The sequence below is a fragment of the Devosia sp. genome (assembly GCF_028290625.1).
Classification (GTDB): Bacteria; Pseudomonadota; Alphaproteobacteria; order Rhizobiales; family Devosiaceae; genus Devosia.
Genome location: NZ_JAQGJM010000015.1, coordinates 1 through 21201, shown reverse-complemented (window position 1 = coordinate 21201; position 21201 = coordinate 1). Strand labels below are relative to the sequence as shown.

At 62.9% G+C, this 21201-nt stretch carries 20 protein-coding genes and 1 tRNA gene; 9 read left to right on the top strand and 12 right to left on the bottom strand.

Annotated elements, in window-relative coordinates; genetic code table 11:
• Window positions 1-147 precede the first annotated feature (147 nt).
• The 5 genes from JWR51_RS08480 to fliF are packed head-to-tail and all read right to left on the bottom strand — an operon-like array spanning window position 148 to window position 5250.
• Window positions 148-1512, bottom strand: a complete 1365-nt coding sequence (locus tag JWR51_RS08480; RefSeq protein WP_299746266.1) for a sigma-54 dependent transcriptional regulator — start codon at window positions 1510-1512, stop codon at window positions 148-150.
• 11 nt (window positions 1513-1523) lie between these two features.
• Window positions 1524-1817, bottom strand: coding sequence for a flagellar motor switch protein FliN (fliN, locus tag JWR51_RS08475; RefSeq protein WP_299746306.1), 294 nt, complete (start codon window positions 1815-1817; stop codon window positions 1524-1526).
• A gap of 56 nt (window positions 1818-1873) precedes the next feature.
• Window positions 1874-2527: a hypothetical protein gene (locus JWR51_RS08470; RefSeq protein ID WP_299746263.1), complete on the bottom strand. Its 654-nt coding sequence runs from the start codon at window positions 2525-2527 to the stop codon at window positions 1874-1876.
• Window positions 2528-2530: 3 nt separating this feature from the next.
• Window positions 2531-3610 (bottom strand): flagellar motor switch protein FliG, encoded by a 1080-nt coding sequence (fliG, locus tag JWR51_RS08465; RefSeq protein WP_299746261.1) that lies wholly within the window; start codon window positions 3608-3610, stop codon window positions 2531-2533.
• 2 nt (window positions 3611-3612) lie between these two features.
• A complete protein-coding gene (gene fliF, locus JWR51_RS08460) occupies window positions 3613-5250 on the bottom strand; it encodes a flagellar basal-body MS-ring/collar protein FliF (RefSeq protein ID WP_299746259.1) in 1638 nt (545 codons plus the stop codon).
• 158 nt (window positions 5251-5408) lie between these two features.
• On the opposite strand from fliF, the gene JWR51_RS08455 reads away from it, so the two are divergent.
• Window positions 5409-6038 (top strand): glutathione S-transferase family protein, encoded by a 630-nt coding sequence (locus JWR51_RS08455; RefSeq protein WP_299746256.1) that lies wholly within the window; start codon window positions 5409-5411, stop codon window positions 6036-6038.
• Between the two features lie 243 nt (window positions 6039-6281).
• Here JWR51_RS08455 and JWR51_RS08450 read toward each other — a convergent pair whose 3' ends face one another.
• From JWR51_RS08450 to JWR51_RS08440, 3 genes are all read right to left on the bottom strand, one after another.
• On the bottom strand, window positions 6282-6560 hold the full coding sequence (locus tag JWR51_RS08450) for a DUF1153 domain-containing protein (RefSeq protein ID WP_192658665.1): 279 nt from the start codon (window positions 6558-6560) through the stop codon (window positions 6282-6284).
• 350 nt (window positions 6561-6910) lie between these two features.
• Window positions 6911-7618 carry a flagellar hook assembly protein FlgD gene (locus JWR51_RS08445; protein WP_299746253.1) on the bottom strand — a complete coding sequence of 236 codons (708 nt, stop codon included), beginning with the start codon at window positions 7616-7618 and terminating at the stop codon, window positions 6911-6913.
• Window positions 7619-7627: 9 nt separating this feature from the next.
• The gene (locus JWR51_RS08440; RefSeq protein WP_299746250.1) at window positions 7628-9187 is read right to left on the bottom strand and encodes a flagellar hook-length control protein FliK; all 1560 of its coding nucleotides are present in this window, start codon (window positions 9185-9187) and stop codon (window positions 7628-7630) included.
• A gap of 263 nt (window positions 9188-9450) precedes the next feature.
• Here JWR51_RS08440 and mnmA point away from each other — a divergent pair, with 263 nt between their 5' ends.
• The gene (mnmA, locus tag JWR51_RS08435; RefSeq protein ID WP_299724980.1) at window positions 9451-10602 is read left to right on the top strand and encodes a tRNA 2-thiouridine(34) synthase MnmA; all 1152 of its coding nucleotides are present in this window, start codon (window positions 9451-9453) and stop codon (window positions 10600-10602) included.
• Window positions 10603-10731: 129 nt separating this feature from the next.
• Here the strand turns inward: mnmA and JWR51_RS08430 are convergent, their stop codons facing one another.
• Window positions 10732-10935 carry a hypothetical protein gene (locus JWR51_RS08430; protein ID WP_299746247.1) on the bottom strand — a complete coding sequence of 68 codons (204 nt, stop codon included), beginning with the start codon at window positions 10933-10935 and terminating at the stop codon, window positions 10732-10734.
• A 109-nt stretch (window positions 10936-11044) separates the two neighbouring features.
• Between JWR51_RS08430 and JWR51_RS08425 the strand changes: the two genes are divergently transcribed.
• Window positions 11045-11599: an RNA polymerase sigma factor gene (locus JWR51_RS08425; RefSeq protein WP_299746244.1), complete on the top strand. Its 555-nt coding sequence runs from the start codon at window positions 11045-11047 to the stop codon at window positions 11597-11599.
• A gap of 212 nt (window positions 11600-11811) precedes the next feature.
• Entirely contained in the window at window positions 11812-13827 is a 2016-nt protein-coding gene (locus JWR51_RS08420) for a VWA domain-containing protein (RefSeq protein WP_299746241.1), read from the top strand.
• A 66-nt stretch (window positions 13828-13893) separates the two neighbouring features.
• On the opposite strand, the gene JWR51_RS08415 is transcribed toward JWR51_RS08420, so the two are convergent.
• Both JWR51_RS08415 and JWR51_RS08410 read right to left on the bottom strand, forming a co-directional pair.
• Window positions 13894-14850 carry a sensor domain-containing diguanylate cyclase gene (locus tag JWR51_RS08415; protein WP_299746238.1) on the bottom strand — a complete coding sequence of 319 codons (957 nt, stop codon included), beginning with the start codon at window positions 14848-14850 and terminating at the stop codon, window positions 13894-13896.
• 139 nt (window positions 14851-14989) lie between these two features.
• The gene (locus JWR51_RS08410) at window positions 14990-15940 is read right to left on the bottom strand and encodes a ring-cleaving dioxygenase (RefSeq protein ID WP_299746236.1); all 951 of its coding nucleotides are present in this window, start codon (window positions 15938-15940) and stop codon (window positions 14990-14992) included.
• Window positions 15941-16220: 280 nt separating this feature from the next.
• On the opposite strand from JWR51_RS08410, the gene JWR51_RS08405 reads away from it, so the two are divergent.
• Window positions 16221-16297, top strand: a tRNA-Met gene (locus JWR51_RS08405).
• A gap of 808 nt (window positions 16298-17105) precedes the next feature.
• Entirely contained in the window at window positions 17106-18044 is a 939-nt protein-coding gene (locus JWR51_RS08400) for a hypothetical protein (protein ID WP_299746234.1), read from the top strand.
• 230 nt (window positions 18045-18274) lie between these two features.
• On the opposite strand, the gene JWR51_RS08395 is transcribed toward JWR51_RS08400, so the two are convergent.
• Window positions 18275-19051 carry a hypothetical protein gene (locus JWR51_RS08395; protein ID WP_299746232.1) on the bottom strand — a complete coding sequence of 259 codons (777 nt, stop codon included), beginning with the start codon at window positions 19049-19051 and terminating at the stop codon, window positions 18275-18277.
• A gap of 372 nt (window positions 19052-19423) precedes the next feature.
• Here JWR51_RS08395 and JWR51_RS08390 point away from each other — a divergent pair, with 372 nt between their 5' ends.
• From JWR51_RS08390 to JWR51_RS08380, 3 genes are all read left to right on the top strand, one after another.
• Window positions 19424-20668, top strand: a complete 1245-nt coding sequence (locus tag JWR51_RS08390) for a hypothetical protein (RefSeq protein WP_299746229.1) — start codon at window positions 19424-19426, stop codon at window positions 20666-20668.
• An 86-nt stretch (window positions 20669-20754) separates the two neighbouring features.
• Window positions 20755-20910, top strand: a complete 156-nt coding sequence (locus JWR51_RS08385; protein WP_299746226.1) for a hypothetical protein — start codon at window positions 20755-20757, stop codon at window positions 20908-20910.
• A gap of 88 nt (window positions 20911-20998) precedes the next feature.
• On the top strand, window positions 20999-21201 hold a 203-nt coding region (locus JWR51_RS08380), incomplete at its 3' end, for an aldo/keto reductase (protein WP_299746305.1).

Below are 21201 nucleotides of genomic sequence, written 5' to 3'. Positions count from 1 at the left end.
CGAAGGGCGGATGAGGGGTTTGGTTCCGCAAGCGGTGTAGACGGACACGGCCCCCTCATCCTGGCCATTCTGCTGGACGCAGAATGGCCTGTCCCTCTCCCACGAGGGGAGAGGGAGGGCATTGTGAGTGGGCAGGCATGGGGCCAACTAAGCGACCCGCTGTTCGCCGGGACCGGGCACGTAAGTGCCTTCGTCGGAATACTGGTTCAGCTTGTTGCGCAGTGTGCGGATCGAGATGCCCAGGATGGTGGCTGCATGCGTGCGGTTGCCCAGCGTGTGGCTGACCGTATCGAGGATCAGGTCGCGCTCGACATCGGCCACGGTGCGGCCGACCAGGGCTTGCGACATGGTTTCAGCGGTGTGGTTGAGCTGGGACGACAGCGTATGAGCCTGCACCGCCTCAGCCAGCCCGGTGCCGTCCGGCATCAGGATGGCGTCGGGGCCAATGACGTCGCCAGAGGACAGCAGCACGGCGCGGTGCAGCGTGTTCTCCAGCTCGCGCACATTGCCCGGCCAGGGCGCATGCAGCAGCGCGTCGCGGGCCGCCGGGGACAGCGAGCGCGGCGGCAGGCCGTTGGCCTTGGAATATTTGGCGACGAAGTGCTCGGACAAAGCCGCGATATCGCCCGGGCGGTCGCGCAGGGGTGGCAGCTTGAGGTTGACGACGTTGAGGCGGAACAGCAGGTCTTCGCGGAAGGTGCCACCGCGTACCGCATCGTTGAGATTGCGGTTGGAGGTGGCCAGAATCCGGATATCCACCGGCACCGGCTTGGCCCCGCCGACGCGGTCGATCAGCCGTTCCTGGATGGCGCGCAGCAGCTTGGCCTGCAGGCGGAAATCCATTTCGGAGATTTCGTCGAGCAGCAGCGTGCCGCCATTGGCTTCCTCGAACTTGCCGATGCGGCGGGCGATGGCGCCCGTGAAGGCACCCTTTTCATGGCCGAACAGCTCGCTTTCGAGCAGCGCCTCGGGAATGGCGGCGCAGTTGATCGAAATGAACGGCTTATGGGCGCGCTTGCTCCGCGAATGCACGTATTTGGCGATGACTTCCTTGCCGGTGCCGCTTTCGCCGGTGATCAGGATCGAGGCATCGGAGCCGGCGATCTGGTCGGCCATGCGCACGACGCGCTCCATTGCCGGGTCGCGGAACAGGAAATCGGTGGCGTCGCGGGCGACGGCGGCGATGACCGCAGCGATCAGCTCGGCATCGGGCGGCAGCGGGATATATTCCTTGGCGCCGGCACGGATGGCGTTGACGGCGGCTGCGGCATTGGTCTCGACGCCACAGGCGACGAGGGGAATGGAGATGCGCTCGGCTTCGAGGCCCGCGATCAGCCCGGCAATGTCCATCATGACATCGACCAGCAGCAGATCGGCGCCGCGCCCGGCGCGCAGGGATGCCAGCGCGATTTCGATGGACGGGGCGTGGGCAACCTTGGCCCCGCCCTGCATGGCCAGCTTGGTGGCTTCGCTTAACTGGCCTTCGAGGGCTCCGACGATCAATAGTCTCATAACAGCTCCTCCTATTGCGGCTTGATGATCTCGGTCATCGTGACGCCGAGCCGGTTTTCCACCAGCACGATTTCTCCGCGCGCCACCAGGCGATCATTGATGAAAATCTCGACGGCTTCCCCCACTTGCCGGTCGAGTTCGATGATGGTGCCGGTATCCAGTTTGAGCAGTTGGGACACCGGCATCTTGGTGCGGCCGAGGACGACCGAAATGCGCACCGGCACGTCGAATACGGCCTCGAGATCGGCGGCAGTGCGTTCGATGTAGCCGCTGAATTCGCTGTTGCCACCGGCAGGCGCGTTCATTTCCTCGAAATTCATCGGGTCGGCGGTGGTGATATCGTCGTCGGGAACATCAGCACTCATGGGTGTTCATCCTCTTGGCTTTGGCCGCTACGGGCGGCGAGGTAGGCTGAAATCTTGTTGTCGATCTGCTTGGAGATGGCGTTGATGTCGCGAACGAGGCCGCCTTCGACCCATTCGAGACGGCCATCGCCGAGCCGGATGTCGGGGTCACCGAGCACGACCAGGCGACCGGCAAAGCCGGAGCTGGACATGTGGCCGGTGGCGATATCGCGCACACTGTCGGCGATATCGGGGTTGCAGCGGATGACCAGATGGGGGACGTGCTCGAGGCTGGCCATGCATTCGGCGATCAGCGCATCGAGTTCGGCCACCGGATAACGGGCCAGCAGGTGCACGGCGAGCTTGCGGCCGATGCTGGCGGCCAGTTCGACCGAGCCGCGCAGATTGGCGGCATTGGCGTCATCGAGCGAGGCAACCATTTCGGCGGTGCGGGCGGCCAGGGCCGTGGCGGCGGTCGCCATGGTCTGGGCCGAATGGGCGGTGGCATTGCGCTCGCCGGCGGCGATGCCTTCAGCATAGGCCTCTTCGCGGGCCTGGGCCATCAATTGGGCAACCAGGTCCTCGGGCACCATGGGCTGCTGCACCAGCATAGGCGCGGCGGGGCGGCTGGCGAGGTCGAGATCGAAAGTGAAGCGGGCGGGCTGTGCCATGCTTTAGGCCACCATCTGATCGTCGGACTTGGATTTCATGATGACGATCTCGCCCTTGGCGGCGAGGTCCTTGGCGGTCGAGACCATGCGGCCCTGCGCCTCGTCGACATCCTTAAGACGCACCGCGCCCATGTCTTCCATGTCGTCGCGCAACAGCTTGGCCGAACGGGCCGACATATTGGCGAAGAAGAAATCCTTGACCGTCTCGTTGGCGCCTTTGAGGGCCAGGGCCAGTTCCTTCTTTTCCATGCGCTGCAGCAGCGTCTGGATGGCGGAGGGCTCGAGCCGGCCCAGGTCCTCGAAGGTGAACATCAGCGCCTTGATGCGCTCGGCATCCTCGCGATTGTTCTCTTCGAGTGTGGTGAGGAAGCGCGCTTCGGTCTGGCGATCGAAGGAGTTGAAGATTTCGGCCATCTGCTCGTGGCTGTCGCGGCGCGTGGTGTGGCTGAGCGTCGACATGAATTCGATGCGCAAAGTGCTCTCGATCTTTTCGAGAATGTCCTTCTGGATCGTGTCGAGCCCGAGCATGCGTTGGACCACGTCCATCGCCAACTCATCGGGCAGTACGGCCAGCACCTTGCTGGCGTGCTCGGTGGCGATCTTGGATAGGACCACGGCGATGGTCTGGGGATATTCGTTCTTGAGGTAGGTGGCGAGCACGTCTTCCTGCACGTGGGAGAGCTTTTCCCACATGTCGCGGCCGGCGGGGCCACGGATTTCGGCCATGATGGAATCCACCCGCTCGGGCGGCAGGAACGAAAGCAGCAGGCGCTCGGTGCTGTCGGAATTGCCCGACAGATTGCCGTTCGAGGAAATCACCGTGACGAACTCGATCATCAGGTCATCGAGCATTTCCTGGGTGATCGGTCCCAGGGTGACCATGGCGCGCGACAGCGCCTTGATCTCGATTTCGTCCAGTTCGGCGAAAATGGGTTTGCCGTATTCGGGGCCCAGCGCCAGCAGCAGGGCGGCCGCTTTTTCATCGCCGGTGAGGACGCGCTGCTTGGCGTCGCCACCCAGCACGAGCTGGCCGGACGGCTTGGCGACTTCGAGGGCGTTGCCGGATTGGGATACTAGGGCCATGATTACGCTGCGTTACTCAGCCAGCCACGCACGATCAATGCGGCCTGCTTGGGGTTTTCCTCGACCAGCGTACCGACGGTACGAAGGGTATTGAGCTGGGCTTCGCCCATCGATTTGGCATTGGCGACCCAGGCGGGGGTCTTGTCGCGCGGCTCGTCGTCGGCGTGCTCGATAGCCACCAGTTGACCACCGGCAGTCAGCATGCCCTGGCCCAGTTCGGCCCCCGAAGGCAGAGCCAGCGGTTCGATCTTTTCGCTGGCCAGCGCCTTCTTGAGCAGTGGGCGCATGACGAAGAACACCAAGGCCAGGGCGATCAGCAGGGTCACGGCCATCTGGGCGCCGTTCATGATGTCGTCGCGGGTGAAGTCGAGGAGGCCGGAGGCAGCGTCGGTGCCGTCGCCAGCCACCTGGGGCCGATCGGCGAACTGCATGTTGACCACTTCGACACTGTCGCCACGCGCTTCGGAATACCCGACGGCCGAGCGGACCAGGGTCAGGAGCTGGGCGATTTCATCGGCGGTGCGTGGCGTATAGACCGGGGCGCCCGCAGCGTCGGTGGTATAGACGCCATCGACCACCACGGCGACCGACAGGCGCTTGATATTGCCCGCTTCGGTGACGGCGGTTTCGGTTTTCTTGGAAATCTCGTAGTTGACGACTTCCTGGGAACTGGTGCCCTTCTCGGTTGCACCGGCAGCCGCAGGAGTGCCGCTGGCGCCGGGCAGTTCGTTGGCGACGCTGACCTGGCCATCGGTGCCATTGGCGAGGTTTTCGCTTTCGCTGGTCTGGGTCGAACGCACCACCTGGCTTTCGGGATCGAAGGATTCCGAGGTGACGGTGGAACGGTTGAAATCGATCTCGGCGGTGACTTCGACGCGGGCCCGGCCGGCGCCGACCACATTGGTCAGCATGTCCTCGACGCGGGTGCGGACGCGGGTTTCGTAGCCGAGGGTCTTTTCGGCCGCTTCGCCGGAGAGCGCGCCGGTCGCGCCGTCTTCGGTGCCCGAGGCGAGCAGCGTGCCGGCGTCGTCGACGATGGAAACGCGGTTGGGGCTCATGCCCTCGATGGCGGAAGCGACGAGATGCTGGATGGCGCGAATTTCGCCGGCCGACAATTCACCGCGCACGCCGACCACGATGGAGGCCGATGGCTCCTTGGTGGTGCGGCTGAACAGCTGGCGCTCGGGCAGCACAAGATGCACGCGCGTGGTCTTGATGCGGGCCAGCGAGCCGATGGTGCGCGCCAGTTCGCCTTCGAGAGCACGGACATTGTTGATGTTCTGCACGAAGCTGGTGGCGCCCAGGGTGCCCTGCTGATCGAAAATCTCGTAGCCGACCTGGCCCTTGGTGGGCAGGCCCGAGCCGGCCAGGTTCATGCGCAGCGTGGTGATCTGGTCGCGTGGCACGAGGATGGTGTCGCCCTCGCCACGCAGTTCGAACGGCACATTGAGGGTTTGCAATTCGGTGACGATGGCCGAAGAATCTTCCAGCGACAGACCGGTGTAGAGCGGTGCCAGGGTGGGCGTGGACGCACGCATCACCAGAAAGCCGAAGAAACCGAGCATGAGGGCTGCTACAACGGCCATGGCGGCGAGCCGGGGCAGGCCGATGCGGTTGATGAGATTGGTTATATTTTCCAAGCCGAATACTCGATTCCGAACAGACATCTCGACGCGAATGCGCAAATCCGCCGTTAGGCAAAAATTACCTAGTGAATGGTAAACATTGTCTTAACGTTCTGTCGCAGTTTGCAAATTCCGGCAAAAACTGCCGGGTAAGATGAGAGAAGGATGAAGATATGACGTTGAGAGTGCTGGGCCGCGCGACCTCGATCAATGTGCGCAAGGTTTTGTGGGCATTGGGCGAGATCGGGCTGGCCTATGAGCGCGAGGATTGGGGCCTGCCGATCCGGGACCCAAACGTGCCGGAATACCTGGCGCTCAATCCCAATGGCCAGGTGCCGGTCATCTTGGACGGCGATTTCGTGCTCTGGGAAAGCAATGCGATCCTGCTCTATCTGGCTGAGCTCTACGGGCAGGAGACGCTGTGGATCGCGGCGCCCCATATGCGGGCTCGGGTCTATCAATGGCTGGGCTGGCAGGCCACCGAACTCAATCCGTCCTGGGGCTACGCGGTCAATGCGCTGATCCGCCACACGCCGGGCTATGACGACCAGGCCAAAATTGCCGAGTCGATCACAAAGTGGGGTGTCAAGATGCAGCTATTGGAAGCGCATCTGGCCCAGGGCGAGGGTTTTGTCGCTGGGCCGGCGTTCACGCTGGCCGATATCGCCATGGGGCTGTCGGTGCATCGCTGGTTCCTGACGCCGTTCGACAAGAAGATCGCGCTGCCGGCGGTGACGGAATATTACGAGCGGCTGAAGCAGCGGAAGGCTGGGAAAGAGTGGATGGGGGCGGGGACGCCCTGAGTGGAGTTCATTCCCCTTTGAGGGAAGGGTTAGGCAATGGCCTGTCCAAAACCACCGATCTTCCCGCGGGCTTGACCCGCGGGCCGCTATCAACATCGCAGATGCGGCGCGAGGCCCGCGGGTCAAGCCCGCGGGAAGGATAGGGGTTTTGGCTTGGAAGATCGGGCCTGCCCCCCTAAACAGCAAAACCCGCCCAGGCGTTCTGCCAGGGCGGGCTTTGAATTTCTGGGATGAGCCTTTGGCTCAGCCTTCTCGATAGTGCTGGATCCAGGTGGTGCGCAAACCGGCAAGACCGTGCTTGTCGATGGCAGCCTGCCAGTTGAGAAATTCATCGACGCTCAATGTGTAGCGAGCGCAGGCCTCTTCGAGGCTGAGCAGCCCGCCGCGCACAGCAGCGACGACTTCGGCTTTGCGGCGAATGACCCATCTCCGAGTATTCTTCGGAGGCAGATCTGCAATCGTGAGCGGACTTCCGTCCGGCCCGATAACGTACTTAACGCGAGGTCGCATTTGTACGGTCATTTTACTCTCTACTCAACCTGACCATATGCTGAGAGAGTACGGCAGTGGGCTTAAAATTCGACTAAGGGGAAACTTACAACAGGTTAAGAATGATCTGGGATTTCAGGGGGAAGAATCCGGGATTGGCTGACTTGTGGCGCCCCAGACACATCGCATCCGAAGCTCGTCGGGTGATCGTGGTTAGCCGCCACCCCCACCTAGCCTCCCCTGGCAGGGGAGGAATTCCCTCCACCCGCGTCCACCGGCCGAACTCCTCCCCCTACCAGGGGGAGGTTGGGTGGGGGTTCCGCGAACCACGGAGTGTTCACCCAATAAAAAAGGCGCCCCTCAGGGCGCCCTTGTCGCAAGTCTCACGCAGCGTCGTCATCCGGATCGGCGGGCGGCGGCGTGGTATCGGGAATCTTGACGGCGGTGACGTCGGACAGGCGGATCTTGGTGGAGCCGACAGTCAGGATCGGCTCGGTGCCGGAGAAGTCCACGGCCGAGACGACGCCCACGGTGGAGGTATTGATGGCGACGTTGTTGCCGTTGAGGTTCTTGCCGTCGATGGTGATGGTATAGACGCCGTCGGGCTTGGTCTGACCATCCGAGCCGACGCCGTCCCACAGGAAGTTGCCGGGGCCGGCATTGAGCGAGCCGGTTTCCGAATAGACCACCTGGCCCGCCGCGTTCTTGATGGTGACCTTGGCATCCGATGCGTTGGCCTCGGCGTTGTAGGCCCAAGACGCGCCACCGGCTTTCAGCGTGGCGCTCGTGCCCGAGGCCGTTACTTCCTTGCCGATATAGGAGACGGCATCGGTATTGGTCGAACGCTGGCTCGCGTTCATCAGCGCCTCGAGATAGGTGTTCGACTTGAGCTGCTGCTCGACGCCGGTGAACTGCACCAATTGCTGGGTGAACTGGTTTGTATCCATCGGATCCAGCGGGTTCTGGTTTTTCAGCTGGGTGGTGAGGATGTTGAGGAAGGTGTCGAAATTGTCGGCAATGCCAGCGCGTGCGGTGACCGCAGGTACGTTGGTATTGGTGCCGCTGCTGCCGGCGAGGGGACTGACTGCCATGGTGTGCTCCTAGGCGATGATGTTGACGCCGCTCGCCGACAGGCTCGCGCGGTAGAGGTTGATCTGGGGAGCCGGCGCCTCTTCGGCTTCGGCGACGGAGTCACCGCCAAAGGCCGGCTGCCGCCCGCCCTGGTCCTGGCCCTGCTGGCCGCTGAAGGGGTTCTGCTTCAGCGAGAATTCGAGATTGGTCTTGGAGCCGTCGAGTCCTGCCTGCTGCAAAGCCTTTTCCAGGCCCCGCTGATCACGCTGCATCAGGTCGAGCGTTTCGGCCTTTTCCACGGTCAGCCTTGCTGTGACCTGGCCGGTGCGGTCGATATCGACCCGCACGTCGATCTTGCCCAATTCGGGGGGGTCGAGCCGCATCTGGAAGCGCGAATTGCCGTCATTGACCTGGCGCACTAGCTCGAAGGCGATCTGGGGCAGGTTGAGCTGCTGCTGGCTGGTCTGGTAGCCGGCGATCACCGGGCGTGGACCGGGCGCCGCCTCGATACGCGCGGCGGTGTGGACCGTGGCCTGGGCGGCAGCAACATCGGGCGCAGCGTCGGCAGCCTTGGCCGCGGCCGTCGCCGGTGCGTCGATCTTGGAGTCCTTGGGCTTGTCGGGCTGGTCGGCCTTGTCGCTGGCGCTGGAAGCGCTGCCGTCGGCCTTGAGGGTGGGCTCGGCCGTGCTGGTCGACGGGGTGGTCGCCGAGGTCGTTTCGGCAGCCTTGGCCGTGATCACTTCCGCCGGCTTGCCGGCCAGGACCGGTTCGGTGATTTCGAGCTTCGGCGCGGTAAACACCGGCTCCTTGGTGGCTGCCGCGATCGTTGCGGCGGCGGGCTTGAGCAGGCGGTCGAGAGCCGCCTGCAGGTCAGGGTCGAGCGGCGCCTTTTCATCATTGCCCGCCATGGCGTCGAGGTCGACAGCGCCGCCATTGAGGCCCTTGAGCAAGGCGGCAAGCTTGTCGCCGATCGCCTTGAGCTGGTCGGCCATTGCGGGATCGGTGGCAGCGGTCTTGGTGGCGTCTGCCAGCACGCCCTGGGTCATCGGGGCCAGCGTCGCGATCAACTGGTCTTCCAGCGTTGCGCCCGGCGCCAGCGGCTTGGCCGCCATCGCGGCCAGGTCATCCATGCTGGGTAGATCGTCGAGCGACAGGCCCAGGGCATCGGCCAGCGCTTGGAGGCTCTGGTTGAGCTTGGTCAGATCGTCGGCAGAGGGCACTTGCCCGTTCTGCGCTGCGGCGCGCAAAGCGGTCAGGCCATCGATGATGCCGGCGAGCAGGGTCTGGGGCGAGACCGGCTGCTGTATCGGCACCACTGCATCGACGGGGACGGCGACCGGGTCCGGCGTTTCGTCGGGCTTTTCACCGGTCCCGCCGTCCTGGCCGAGCGCCAGTTCGACCAGGCCACCGGCAGCGAGCGCTACCGTAGCGGCCTTGGCTGGCTCGTTGGTTGCCTCGACCGGCGGGTTGTCGCCAAGCAGGGCGGCAAACACGTCGTTGGCGGGCGCGGTGGCGCTAGCCTGCGCATTGAGGCCTTTGACGGCGACCCCAGGATTGGCGGCGGTGGTAACGGTGAGATGACTTGCCACTATAGCGGCCTTTACTGAGACTAATCCAAACCAGACAATGCAAGCACCTTGCCAAGTCGGCAGACCTCAGAAATTTGGTTCATTATCAGTGGTTTGTTGAACAGGCGCTCGATGGGAGTGGCTGCAGGCCTGCGCGCAAGCGGCAGCAAATGATCGCCAAACGGCAAAAGTTGCCGGGTGGTTGCGGGGGCGGGGCGAAAGGCGTAAAAGCGCCGCCACAGCTATCCGCTGGCCCTTGAACCCAACCGGATACATATAGGAAAATGTTGAACTCGCTTGATATTGCCAAGCGTCCCGAAGACACGCGCGTCGTCGTCGCGATGTCGGGGGGCGTGGATTCTTCGGTCGTCGCCGGCCTCTTGGCCCGCCAGGGCTATGACGTGGTGGGCGTTACCCTCCAGCTTTACGATCATGGCGAGGCCACGTTCCGCAAGGGCGCCTGCTGCGCCGGGCAGGACATCCACGATGCACGCCGCGTCGCCGCCACGCTGGGCATCCCCCATTACGTGCTCGACTACGAGGAGCGCTTCAAGAAGGCGGTGATGCAGCCCTTCGCCAATGCCTATCAGCAGGGCGAAACCCCGGTGCCGTGCATCGCCTGCAACCAGTCGGTCAAGTTCGTCGACCTGATGGCCGTGGCGCAGGATCTCGGCGCCGACGCGCTGGCGACGGGGCATTATGTGCAGTCCAAGCTCGGAGAAGACGGTCGCCGCCAGTTGTTCCGGCCGGTCGACGCGGAACGCGACCAGACCTATTTCCTGTTCGCCACCACCCAGGACCAGCTCGATTACCTGCGCTTCCCACTGGGCGGTATGGGCAAGGCCGAAGTGCGCGAACTCGCGCGTGAAATGGGCCTCGAAATCGCCGAAAAGCATGACAGCCAGGACATCTGCTTCGTGCCGCAGGGCAAATACGCCGACATCATCCGCAAGATGCATCCCGAGGCGGTAGCGACCGGCGAGATCGTCCATCTCGATGGCCGTGTGCTCGGCACCCATGAGGGCATCGTCAATTACACCATCGGCCAGCGCAAGGGCCTGGGCGTCGCGGCGGCCGAGCCGCTCTACGTCATCAAGCTGGAGCACAAGACCGGCCGCGTCATCGTGGGCCCGCGCGAGGCGCTCAAGACCCATACCGTGCGCCTGCGCGACGTAAACTGGCTCGGCGGAACGCCGCTGGCGGAACTATCCTCCGGCAATGGCGCGCCGCTCGAGGTCAAGGTCCGCTCCACACGCGGCCCGCAGCCCGCCGTGATCCAGCAGCGCGATGGCGACGTGTTCGTGACACTAGTGTCCGGCGAATACGGCATCTCGCCAGGCCAGGCCTGCGTGTTCTACGCCGATGACTCGGCTACTTCCGAAGTCTGGGGCGGCGGCTTCATCGCCGAAGCCGTGCCGCAGGTTTTCGCGGCCTAGTCCCCCTCATCCGGCGCTGCGCGCCACCTTCTCCCACGAGGGGAGAAGGGGAACTCAGCTCCTGCCGTAACCACTGAGCCACCCCTCTCCCCTCGTGGGAGAGGGTGCCCGGAGGGCGGGTGAGGGGGGCTACTGTGCGGGAGCCGGCGCCTGCTGCCCCGGCAATGGCTTCGGCAGCGGTATCGCATCCTCTGGCGCGATGTGTTCCTGCGCTTCGGTGCGGTCGTAATACCCCCACATGCCGAAGTTCGACACCAGCGTGGCGCCGATGGTGATGATCCCCAGCACGATGAAAATCAGCAGGACGAGGCGATTGCTGTTCAGGGGGCTCATAGCGGCGCCTCAATAATTCTTTGGAATGCACCCAAGGAATGGGTGAGCCGTGGCGTCTTAGCACTATAAGGGACGCCAGGTTAAGGCCAGCAGAGTGTATGCCGAGGTGATGGGACTGTCTGCCGCACCACCGATCGCCGACGCCACGACGCAGGTTCGGGCGCTGGTGGCGCGTGCGCAAAAGGGCGACAGCGCGGCCTTCGCCACCTTGATCGAGGCCCACTACGACCTGATCTACCGCACGGCCTATAAATGGAGCGGCCATCGCAGCGATGCCGAGGACATAGCGCAGGATGTCTGCGTCAAGCTGGGCAGCGTCATCAAGAGTTTTGACGGACGCTCCGCGTTTGGCAGCTGGCTCTACCGGATCACGCTCAACGCCGTGCGCGACATGCAGCGGGCGCGCGGCCGGGCCAATCGCGGCAATGACGCTCTGGCAGAGGTCAGCCCCGAGGATAGCCCGCCGGAGCAGGAAGAAGCCGCAACCAGTCGCCAGCTCTGGGATGCGGTGCGGCGCCTGCCGGGGCAGCAACGCGATGCGGTGCTGCTGGTTTATGCTGAAGAGCTGAGCCACGCGGCAGCGGGCGAAATCATGGGCTGCAGGGAAGCCACCGTGTCCTGGCACATCCACGAGGCGAAAAAGACCCTGAGGGGTTTGTTATGAGCGATGACATGAACGACGGCTTCAAAGCGCTGAAGGATATCAAGGCGCCGGCACCATCCGAGGCCGCGCGCCAGCGCGCCTTGGCGGCCAGCCGCATGGCCTTTGAAGCCGCCAAAACCGAAACCGCGAAAAATAATGCAACCGCACCCCAAGGAGTTCGCCGGCCCAGCCGTCTCAGTTCCATCATCACTTCCTTGAAAGGGAAATCGATCATGGACATGCGTCTCCCCATTGGCACCGCCGCGATCGCCTTACTGCTGCTCCCGCTCGGCTATCAGCTCTACAATTCCACCGCGATGAGCCCGGCCGACCGGCTCCAGGTCGATACCACCTCGCAAGTCTCGGCGCCGCCGAAACTGACCCCGCCGCCGACAACGCTGCCGGTCAACCCGCAGCCCGGCACACCAGCGATGAAAGACGCTGACGCACAAAAGCCCCTGGCCGGCGAGGATCGCGCCGAGGCACCGGCGGAACTCAATGATGTGACGGCGCCCATGGCTGAGACGGCCCCAACCGCTTCTGCCACAACGACAGCAGCGCCGGCCCAGCCGCCCGTCGCACGTCCCGAGCCCTTGGCCCAGGACAGCGCGGCCATGTCCACGCAGGCGGTCCAAAGCGAAATGGCGCCCCCGCCTCCCTCTCCCGTCGTGGGCGGGACGCTAAGCCGGATGCAGAGCAATTCGGCCCCGTCTGCCGGGATCATCGCGCCAGAAGGCGATTTCTACGCAACGCCGGCACAGACCGCGACGGAACCCAGCGGCGACGAATTCACCCAATTCGATGAATCGCGCCTCAAGGTGGTGGCCGACGAGTCGGTCTCGACCTTCTCGATCGATGTCGATACCGCCAGCTATTCTTACGTCCGCTCCATGCTGGACGACGGCTATGTGCCCGAGCCCGACGCCGTGCGGCTGGAAGAGCTGATCAATTATTTCCCCTATGACTACGCCCCGGCCGATAGCGCCGCGGTGCCGTTTAAGCCCACCATGGCGGTGTTCCCAACGCCGTGGAACCCCAAGACGCAGCTCCTGCATATCGGCATCAAGGGCTATGTGCCGCCAGCCGGCGAGGACAAGCCCAGCAACCTCGTGTTCCTCATCGACACCTCCGGCTCGATGGACGAACCCAATAAGCTGCCGCTGCTGAAGCGCGCCTTTGCGTTGCTGGTCGACCAGCTTTCGGCCAAGGACACGGTCTCCATTGTCACCTATGCGGGCTCGGCCGGCGTGGTGCTGGAGCCCACCAAGGCGGACGACAAGGCCAAAATCCTGGCCGCTCTCGATAATCTCGCGGCAGGCGGCAGCACGGCCGGCGCCGAGGGCATCGAGCTGGCCTACAAGCTGGCCGAGCAGGCCAAGGTCACCGATGGCACCAACCGGGTGATCCTGGCCACCGATGGCGATTTCAATGTCGGGATCGACAATCCCGATGACCTTGAGACCTTTATCAAGGCCAAGCGCGAAGGCGGCGTCACTCTCTCCGTTCTCGGCTTTGGCCGTGGCAATCTCGATGATGCGACGATGCAGGCCCTGGCCCAGAACGGTAACGGCAATGCCAGCTATATCGACAACTTCCGCGAGGCCCAGAAGGTGCTGGTGGAAGAGGGCGGCTCGACGCTCGACATGATCGCCAAGGACGTCAAAATCCAGGTCGAATTCAATCCAGCCATGGTCAGCGAATACCGGCTGATCGGCTACGAAACCCGCGCCCTCAACCGCGAGGATTTCAACAACGACACCGTCGATGCCGGCGATATCGGGGCGGGCCACACCGTCACGGCGATCTACGAGATCACTCCAGCCGGCTCGGACGCCAACCTGGTCGATCCGCTGCGCTACGGCGCGCCGACGGACCCGTCACTGGCGGTGGCGACCATGAATGCACCCACCGAACTCGCCTTCCTCAAGATGCGCTACAAGCTGCCGAATGAGGATGTCAGCCAGTTGCTCGAAGTGCCGGTCACGCCCAGCGTGGTCTATGGCGATATCGATGCGGTCAACCCCGACATGAAGTTCGCCGCCGCCGTCGCCGCCTTCGGGCAGAAGCTCAAGGGCTCCAACTATGGTGGCGCGATGAGCTGGAGCGATATCGCCATGCTGGCGCAGACCGGGCGCGGCGCCGACACAAGCGGCTATCGCGCCGAATTCATGGGCCTGATCAAGACGGCCTCGTTGCTCAGGCCCGACGAGGCGGCGAAGCCCAAGGCCGATGCACCCGCCGCCCCATAGGCCGTAGCGTCAGCAGCCAGTCACGAACATGAACAGGGCCCTCGGCACCAACCGGGGGCTCTCGCGTTATTTGTCAGGCCGACGGAGCGAACGCAGGAAATCGTCCACGACGATGTGGAGCATGCCGCCGGTCGATTTGGCCTCATACATGCACTGGTCGGCGCGGTTGAGCAGGGTCTCCGCCGTGTCGGTTTTGATGTCGAGGCACGCCGTGCCGATAGCGGCCCCGATGTTCAGACGCCGCCCTTCCAGGTCCATTGGCGTGAAGACGGCCTCCATCATGCGCTGAAACGCCGGAAAGGCCGCCGCCAGGTTTTCCTGGGGAATTGGCAGCACGACGATGAACTCATCGCCACCCAGGCGCGCCACGAAATCGCCAGCGCGGCAGCCGTCGCGCAGGCGCTGCGCTACAGTCTGGAGCACCTTGTCGCCAATCGCATGGCCCAGCGTATCGTTGATGCGCTTGAAGCTGTTGAGGTCGATGAAGGCCAGCATCAGCGCCGTCCTGGAATGGTCCTGCTGGGCGATGCAGCCTGCGATATAGGCGTCATAGGCGGACCGGTTGGGCAGGCCAGTCAGCGCGTCGGTGCGCGCCGCCTTGATCAGGGCCTGGTCGAGTTCGCGCTGCAGGTTTGCCCGCGCGGAGATGTCGATCAGAATCTCGACGTCATATGAGCGATCGCCCACTTCAGTGCGCTGCGCCGAGATCAGGGTTGGAATGACCGTCCCGTCGGCACGCTTGATGTCGACTTCCTGGGATTGATAGGCGCCCTCGACATCGAGCAGCCGCCGACGCTCGTCGCGGGCCGGGCTGTTGATGGCGGCTCCCGATGCCGCCAGTTCCCGATCGCGGATATCGGCCCATTTGAGCCCGGTGAGCTTCAGATAGGCGTCGTTGACTTTTACATAGCGCGAATTGACCCGGTCGCTCGTGGTGATGGCCATTGCCACGGGCGCGAACTCAAACATGCGCATCAGCATGCTGGACAGGATTTGCGGGGAGATCGGATCGTCGTTTGGCATGCGCTAAAACTTCTCGGACCAACCGCCGGGGAAACATCAATCTACCGGCCAGAAACGCTAATTAACGGTGAAAGAACGGCATTAGGCCGCCGGGAGTTTCCCGGCGGCCACAGTTTTTCCGATGGTCTTTGCCTGTAGCCTAGGCGAGCGGCTTGAGGTTAGCCTCGATGCTGGCGCGGCGGCTCTCGAGAAACGGCGGCAGTGACAGTTTTTCGCCTAGGGTCTCCATCGGCTCGTCGGCCGCAAAGCCGGGGACGTCGGTGGCGATTTCGAACAGGATGCCGTTTGGCTCGCGGAAGTACAGCGACGTGAAATAGAACCGTTCGACTTCCCCGCTGGAACGCAGGCCAGCCTGGCTAACGCGGGCGATCCACTGGCGCAGCGTGTCCTGGTCCGGCGTGCGGAAGGCCACGTGATGCACGCCACCAGCGCCCGGACGGGCCGCCGGCTGGGCCGGATCAACCACCACATGGACCTCCGCGGCAGGACCGCCTTCGCCCATTTCGAACACATGGGTTTCACCCAATGTGCTGGTGGCCGGATAGGTGCGCACCTTGCGCATGTTCATCACCTGGGTCAGCACCACCTCGGTACGCTCCAGAGCCGGCACCGCCAGGGTGATGGGTCCCAGGCCGATGATCTGCTTGTCGGCCGGCACCGGGGACTTGGCCCAGGGAATGACCTTATTGGCGCTATCGGTGACCATGCGGAAGCGCTGGCCCTCGAAATCCTCGAAATCGAGCGACAGGTGGCCAGCGCGCTCCTTGATGGCGCCCGTGCCGACATTGTTGGTCTGCAAATGGTTCTTCCACCAGTTCAACGTGTCCTCGCTATCGACGCGCAGACCCGTCCGGCTGACCGTATGGTTGCCGCGCTTCTCTGGGGCCGCGTCAAAGTCGAAGAAAGTCAGATCAGCGCCGGGCGAGGCAACGCCATCGCCATAGAACAGGTGATAGGCCTCGGTCTGGTCCTGGTTGACGGTCTTCTTGATCAGCCGCATGCCCAGGGTCTGGGTATAGAACTTGAGGTTCTGGGGGGCATCGGCGGTGACGGCGGTGAGGTGGTGGATGCCTGAGAGTTGCAGGGTCATATCGGTCTCCTGGGTTGGCGCGTTGCGTCGTTGCCCAAGATGTAGGGTAACGGCCACGGTGGCAGAAGCGGGCCAATTGCGACGAGCTGTTGCGGATTATTGAACATCAATGCGCCACGACGTAACAAGAAATCCAGCATACTGGTGAATTCGGCCTGTAGGTCGGTGCAAAGAAGTGATCGAGTGGCGCCTTGCGCTTGACAGTGCCGCATCACAAATTTAATAAGTCGGCGCGCTCTCTAGGCGCATGACCATTCGGTTCGCCGAATCCGGTTCCTGGAGCGGAGTAGCTCAGTTGGTTAGAGCAGCGGAATCATAATCCGTGTGTCCCCAGTTCAAATCTGGGCTTCGCTACCATTCCAAACCCTCGGGAAACCGGGGGTTTTTTGTTTTATCCTCTACCTCCAGTTTCGACTGGGACGCGCTTGGGACGCCCTTAGCGAAGCCATCCGTTCTGATCGCCTGAATCTGTGGATAAGTCTGCTGACGTGGCGAGGGGAAGCGCGATGGCTTGGTCAGAAGATTTGAGGAGCCTTATCATCTCCGGCGTGGGCGAGCTGAGGAACTCGCCAAGCTAGTCCCAACGAGAAGATACCTTCAGGAGTGGTCCGGGACACTGGCCGCGCGCGGTGTGGTTCTGCGACCTGCCGGCGGGTGAAGTAAATCCGTATCACGTTTATCGCCTGGGAGCGTTGTCAGACTCCAGGATCGGGCGGCTGCCGAAAGTCACAATACCCTGTGCAATAATGCCCGCGCCCGCTATCGCCCGATGAACAGTGACACGTGGAGTTCGCGTTGATAATCGGCCGTGGAGCAAGCGCGGGAGACGCCGAGGACGCAAGTTCTGCGAAAGAGTCTAGCGGTCGACGGCCGAAGAATTGGCATGGTTCGACCAGCTTCGCTTCAGGATCGGCGGCTGATTGGGGACGCAACGATGGGTCTTCATCGCGCGCTAAATTGAGGTAACGCAAAGTCTGGCTCTAGCAACACTTTTCCGGCAATGCAGCGCGCTGCGGGAAATGTGTTACCTCGCAAGGAATAGGTGTTACCCGCCCCAGCTATCCGATGCGCCGACCTTCTCTGATTTCTTTCTTGCCAGCCTCTGGATCATTGTCGCGACACACCTCATGGGGTGATGGAAAGCGTCGAGTAACGGGGAAATCAAATGATAATTCGGGTAGATGCATTGGGGTTGGAGGTTACCAGGGAACCATCGACCGAGGCGCTTTATCGCGAGCGTGTTGCGATGCTGCGGAGGAGGGCATCGGAGGACATGGGGTGTGGAGTCAGCCTGTTCGACACCATCGACTGCTTGGCGCTCGCGCATGAGGAGTTTAGCCCGGCCACCCTTCGCCAATATAGCGCCGCGTTGGCAATGGCTATCGATTTTGCGGAAGAGTTGGGAGAGCTGGATGACAAGCAGGTCTTGGCCTGTCGAGAGCGATTGACGCATCGTCCGGCGCCTCGGAAGCGGGGTGCAGAGAAACGCACTTCGGCCAAGAAGCGTAAGTCGATGTGCGCCAGCGAACTGCGCGCCGTCGGCGAGGCACTGCGTAAACGGGGACGGGCGGGGGACATGCTGCTGCTCCGCCTTCTGATCAACAATGTCGTCTTCGGTCTGCGGCCCTCTGAGTATTCTGGCGCCGAGGTTGGCGAAATCTATCTGGTCGTCCAGACAGCCAAAGCCACAAACGGGCGGGCGTTGTCCGAGACCCGAGAACTGGAGCTGGAAGGGTTGCCCGACGGGCAGATCGAGAGCCTGTGCACGCTGATTGCCGATCTGGAAACGGCGGCTCAAGGCAATGTTCCAGCGCTTATCGACAGTCTCGGCGCCAGGCTGCGCCGTGCTTGCAAGAGTGCTGGAATCGAACCGTTTTCGCTTTATACGACCCGCCATCAGGCGATTGCCAATTTGAAGGGGTCGGGGTCAGCAGAGGAAGTTGCAGCTTTTGCCGGCCAGGGTTCGATCCATACCGCCCGCAAATCCTACGCGCCCCGCAGCGCCGCCTGGTCGATCAAGAAGACCGTCAGGGCATCGCCGGATATGGTCGAACTGGTCAGGGCACGCCAGGCGTCCAGAATGGCCCTACAGCCAAAATTGTAATCCCTGTTTGTTCCTTTCCAGGGAAGATGGACCGGTTCCTCAATGACCTGGCTGACACCCATATCCTGAGCTTCTATTCGCCTTCCAGGACTCCATAGTCGAGCGCTTGAAGCGGCGGGAACTGTATCAGCTGTTATGCTCAGGGGACTTCCCAGTGCGACGGCGTAATGGGGGTGGACGCCCGTTTTATGTCAGCGGACGCGGGGTGTGAAGCAGGCTTGGTGGCAAAGCTACCGGGTTGGCGTATCTGGCGCTGCCTTCGTCGCCCGCGTGATACCATGTCGACCGCCGCCGGCCTCAGCGACATACGCCGCACTGGACTCCTCACCTATCCACCGGTTTGAGAAAATGAATGCTGCAATGCAGGCAAGTGCGATGGCGAGGAATCCGAAAGGCATCTTTCCGTAGTCGCCAAGCCCGAAATAGAGCATCGAGATAATGTACGAAGCGGACATCAATACGACGATGACCAAGGAGAACAGGTCCAATGCTATCCCTATGGGAAGCGGCCGCCGAGCGGCAACGAACCAATTCCCGTCCCATGACAGAAGCCTACCTGCCCTCGGATAGGCGGTGAGCAAGCCTTCCGGATTTTCGGGATGATCGAGCAGGGCCCTCAGTTGCGGCAATGGGACACCAAAGCCATAGGCTATCTTGAACTCATTCTGCAACTGTCCCGGCTCGAGGCTCGATCGTCCTGCCAAAAAATCTTTCTGCAACTGGTTGGTTATTTCGAGATCCTTGGTCAGGCGGTTTCGCAGCCACATCGCGACCGCGATCAGCATCATGACCACTCCGAAGCCGCGGATCAGGTCATCGATCGGACCGACGGCGATCGGGTGGGCCGGCTGATGGAGGTAGGTCTGAAGCAGCGGCCACACGAGCTGCAGCAGGCCCGAGGAAGCAAGCATGGCTCCCAATGACAGGCACGCGAGCGGAAATTTGTCCCGGAGGATCCAGATCGTCACAAGGGACAGAAAGTGCTCGAGACCGCGTAGAGACGGCATTGATCGATCCTTTAATTTGAAGTCCCTTACAGTAGCAGGGCTGCCAGCATAGATCGATGCAGGTGGCCGCGTCGGCCTGCGCCGGGAATAAAGTAGGCTGCATTCTATTTACGAGCGGAGACTATATCGATGCCGCTAGTCGACGAACCCGCTCGGATGGGAGCCGCAGGGCCGCTTGCTCACCGTTAACCACGTGATCGACATAACTTGATCCAGTGGTTGCAAGCGCCGAAAGGATCCGCATTTTAGGTGTGTCAGGCCGATTCCGGTCTGAGTGGTCAGGACTGCTTGCTTCCAACAAGCGGCCGACGGCGGCGCTTCCAACGCCCCCGCCAGCCTGACCACGCAAACCCTGCGCAAACAGAGGTCAACATGGCTATCTATTCTTCTACCGGCGCCCATGCGCCGAGCAACCCCAATTCCCATTCTTTCCCTGTCGAGACACCGACCATTGTCGCCGGGCTGGTCCAGCATGCGCTGCTGTCGGCCTCGACCCAGGTCCAGATCCTGTCGATCGTCGACGAGACCGGTAGCGCCACCGTCGCCGATATCGTGGCGGAACTGCCCGGCCACTGCGATCCGGTCGGGGCCATCATGGCGCTGGTGTCGGCCGGCATTCTGGTTGCTCAGGTCTGTGGCGTCCTGGATGCCCAGACGATCGTCCGCCGGCCAGGCCTGACCCTAGACGATGATCCTGCAGCGGCGGCCGAACCGAACGAACCCCAGCCGCTCGACCTGAGCGAGCGCTTGAACACGCTCCCCCTTGGTCTCGAAGAGGTAGCAGTCAGTCCTTTGTCGGCGCGCGTCATTGTCGGCTCCGGCGCCGATCGTCGTGCTTTCGACCGCCTCGGTGGCCTGCATCGCCCTGGGGTCTATATCCTGCTTAATCCCGAGGCGGCCTATGTCGGCATGGCCAGTGATGTGGCCAATCGCATCGCCAACGGCCGCCAGGCGATCGAGGTCCAGACCGTCGTTGCTGTCGTCGACCGCAATAATGGCCTGACGCTGGACGACGCCAGGGCGCTCGAGCGCATGCTCTGGTCGCGCCTCGCCGCTAGTGGTGAACGGATGCTGCTCAATAGCTGTCCGGATGGTGCCGGCGTGGATCCCGAGCGCTACGAAGCACTGGACGCCATGCTGGCCGCCGTCGTGCTGGCACTGCGCCAGCGGGGACTGTTGTTCGTGGCAGGCAACACCCGTGCCGTGCTGGCCGGCCCGCGCGCCGAACCCCGCCGGCTCGGCGCGCTGCGGCCTTTCGACAGTGCTCCAAAGGGCGACATCCTTGAACTCAGCTTTGGGCGCGGGCTCGTCGCCTTGATGGCTAAGCAGGCCCCGGACCGCTGGCTGCTGCTGGCCGGTTCGGACATCCGCATCGACACCGCGCCGAGCGCCAACTCCACCACCCGCTTCCTGCGCGCCGCCTGGTTGCATGGCGGCTTGTTGGCGCCGGCGGTCGATGGCGCCAGTTACACCGTCACGCGCGATTTGGTGTTCGCCTCCTGCAGTGCGGTAACGTTGTTCTGTGCTGGCTCTAAGGGACGTACCGTGGACAGCTGGCAGTTCATCGATCCGCACGGCGGCTACGACCCGCGCACGTCGGCCCTGATCGCCGCCTAAGGCGATCCGTCCCGCTTCAATCCCCATTCATCCGCACGGATCGGCTGCCTTGGGCATGTCGATCCGACGCCCGGAGTTGCTTTGCCATGCCTGACCTGACTATCGAAACCGATGATGACGACGTCGTCCACGACGACGCAGCCGAGACCGCCGCCCCCAGGCGCCCGGATACCGCAAAGGCTTTGGGCTCCATGGCCCTGGAGGCAGCTCTGAGCCGCAAGGACCGCACGGCGCTACGCTGACAGCACGGTCTTTCGCGATCGTATGAGACCCGGCGTGATCCCTTCACACAACCGACAGGCCGGATTCGCATAATATCAGGTATGGAACCTGAGCCTCGCGGCAGCTACTGCCCGCGATGTGGGCATCAACGTCTTCGATCACGCCGACATCTATGGTGGTGAGTTCCATCGCTGCGAAAGCCGCTTCGGGGAGGCGGTCACCTTCACCGCCGCCGAGCGCGAAGCCGTGGTGATTCAGAGCAAGGGGGGCATCCGCAAGGTGGCCTTCGACTTCTCGGAAGAGCATATTCT

Bases quoted from the DNA above. Each gene is read 5' to 3' on its own strand.
- JWR51_RS08390 (WP_299746229.1), top strand. From the start codon at position 19,424: ATGGCTATCTATTCTTCTACCGGCGCCCATGCGCCGAGCAACCCCAAT.
- JWR51_RS08415 (WP_299746238.1), bottom strand. From the start codon at position 14,850: ATGCCAAACGACGATCCGATCTCCCCGCAAATCCTGTCCAGCATGCTG.
- JWR51_RS08480 (WP_299746266.1), bottom strand. From the start codon at position 1,512: ATGAGACTATTGATCGTCGGAGCCCTCGAAGGCCAGTTAAGCGAAGCC.
- JWR51_RS08450 (WP_192658665.1), bottom strand. From the start codon at position 6,560: ATGACCGTACAAATGCGACCTCGCGTTAAGTACGTTATCGGGCCGGAC.
- fliG (WP_299746261.1), bottom strand. From the start codon at position 3,610: ATGGCCCTAGTATCCCAATCCGGCAACGCCCTCGAAGTCGCCAAGCCG.
- JWR51_RS08400 (WP_299746234.1), top strand. From the start codon at position 17,106: ATGATAATTCGGGTAGATGCATTGGGGTTGGAGGTTACCAGGGAACCA.
- JWR51_RS08385 (WP_299746226.1), top strand. From the start codon at position 20,755: ATGCCTGACCTGACTATCGAAACCGATGATGACGACGTCGTCCACGAC.
- JWR51_RS08395 (WP_299746232.1), bottom strand. From the start codon at position 19,051: ATGCCGTCTCTACGCGGTCTCGAGCACTTTCTGTCCCTTGTGACGATC.
- mnmA (WP_299724980.1), top strand. From the start codon at position 9,451: ATGTTGAACTCGCTTGATATTGCCAAGCGTCCCGAAGACACGCGCGTC.
- fliN (WP_299746306.1), bottom strand. From the start codon at position 1,817: ATGAACGCGCCTGCCGGTGGCAACAGCGAATTCAGCGGCTACATCGAA.
- JWR51_RS08410 (WP_299746236.1), bottom strand. From the start codon at position 15,940: ATGACCCTGCAACTCTCAGGCATCCACCACCTCACCGCCGTCACCGCC.
- JWR51_RS08470 (WP_299746263.1), bottom strand. From the start codon at position 2,527: ATGGCACAGCCCGCCCGCTTCACTTTCGATCTCGACCTCGCCAGCCGC.
- JWR51_RS08420 (WP_299746241.1), top strand. From the start codon at position 11,812: ATGGACATGCGTCTCCCCATTGGCACCGCCGCGATCGCCTTACTGCTG.
- JWR51_RS08430 (WP_299746247.1), bottom strand. From the start codon at position 10,935: ATGAGCCCCCTGAACAGCAATCGCCTCGTCCTGCTGATTTTCATCGTG.
- JWR51_RS08455 (WP_299746256.1), top strand. From the start codon at position 5,409: ATGACGTTGAGAGTGCTGGGCCGCGCGACCTCGATCAATGTGCGCAAG.
- JWR51_RS08425 (WP_299746244.1), top strand. From the start codon at position 11,045: ATGGGACTGTCTGCCGCACCACCGATCGCCGACGCCACGACGCAGGTT.
- JWR51_RS08445 (WP_299746253.1), bottom strand. From the start codon at position 7,618: ATGGCAGTCAGTCCCCTCGCCGGCAGCAGCGGCACCAATACCAACGTA.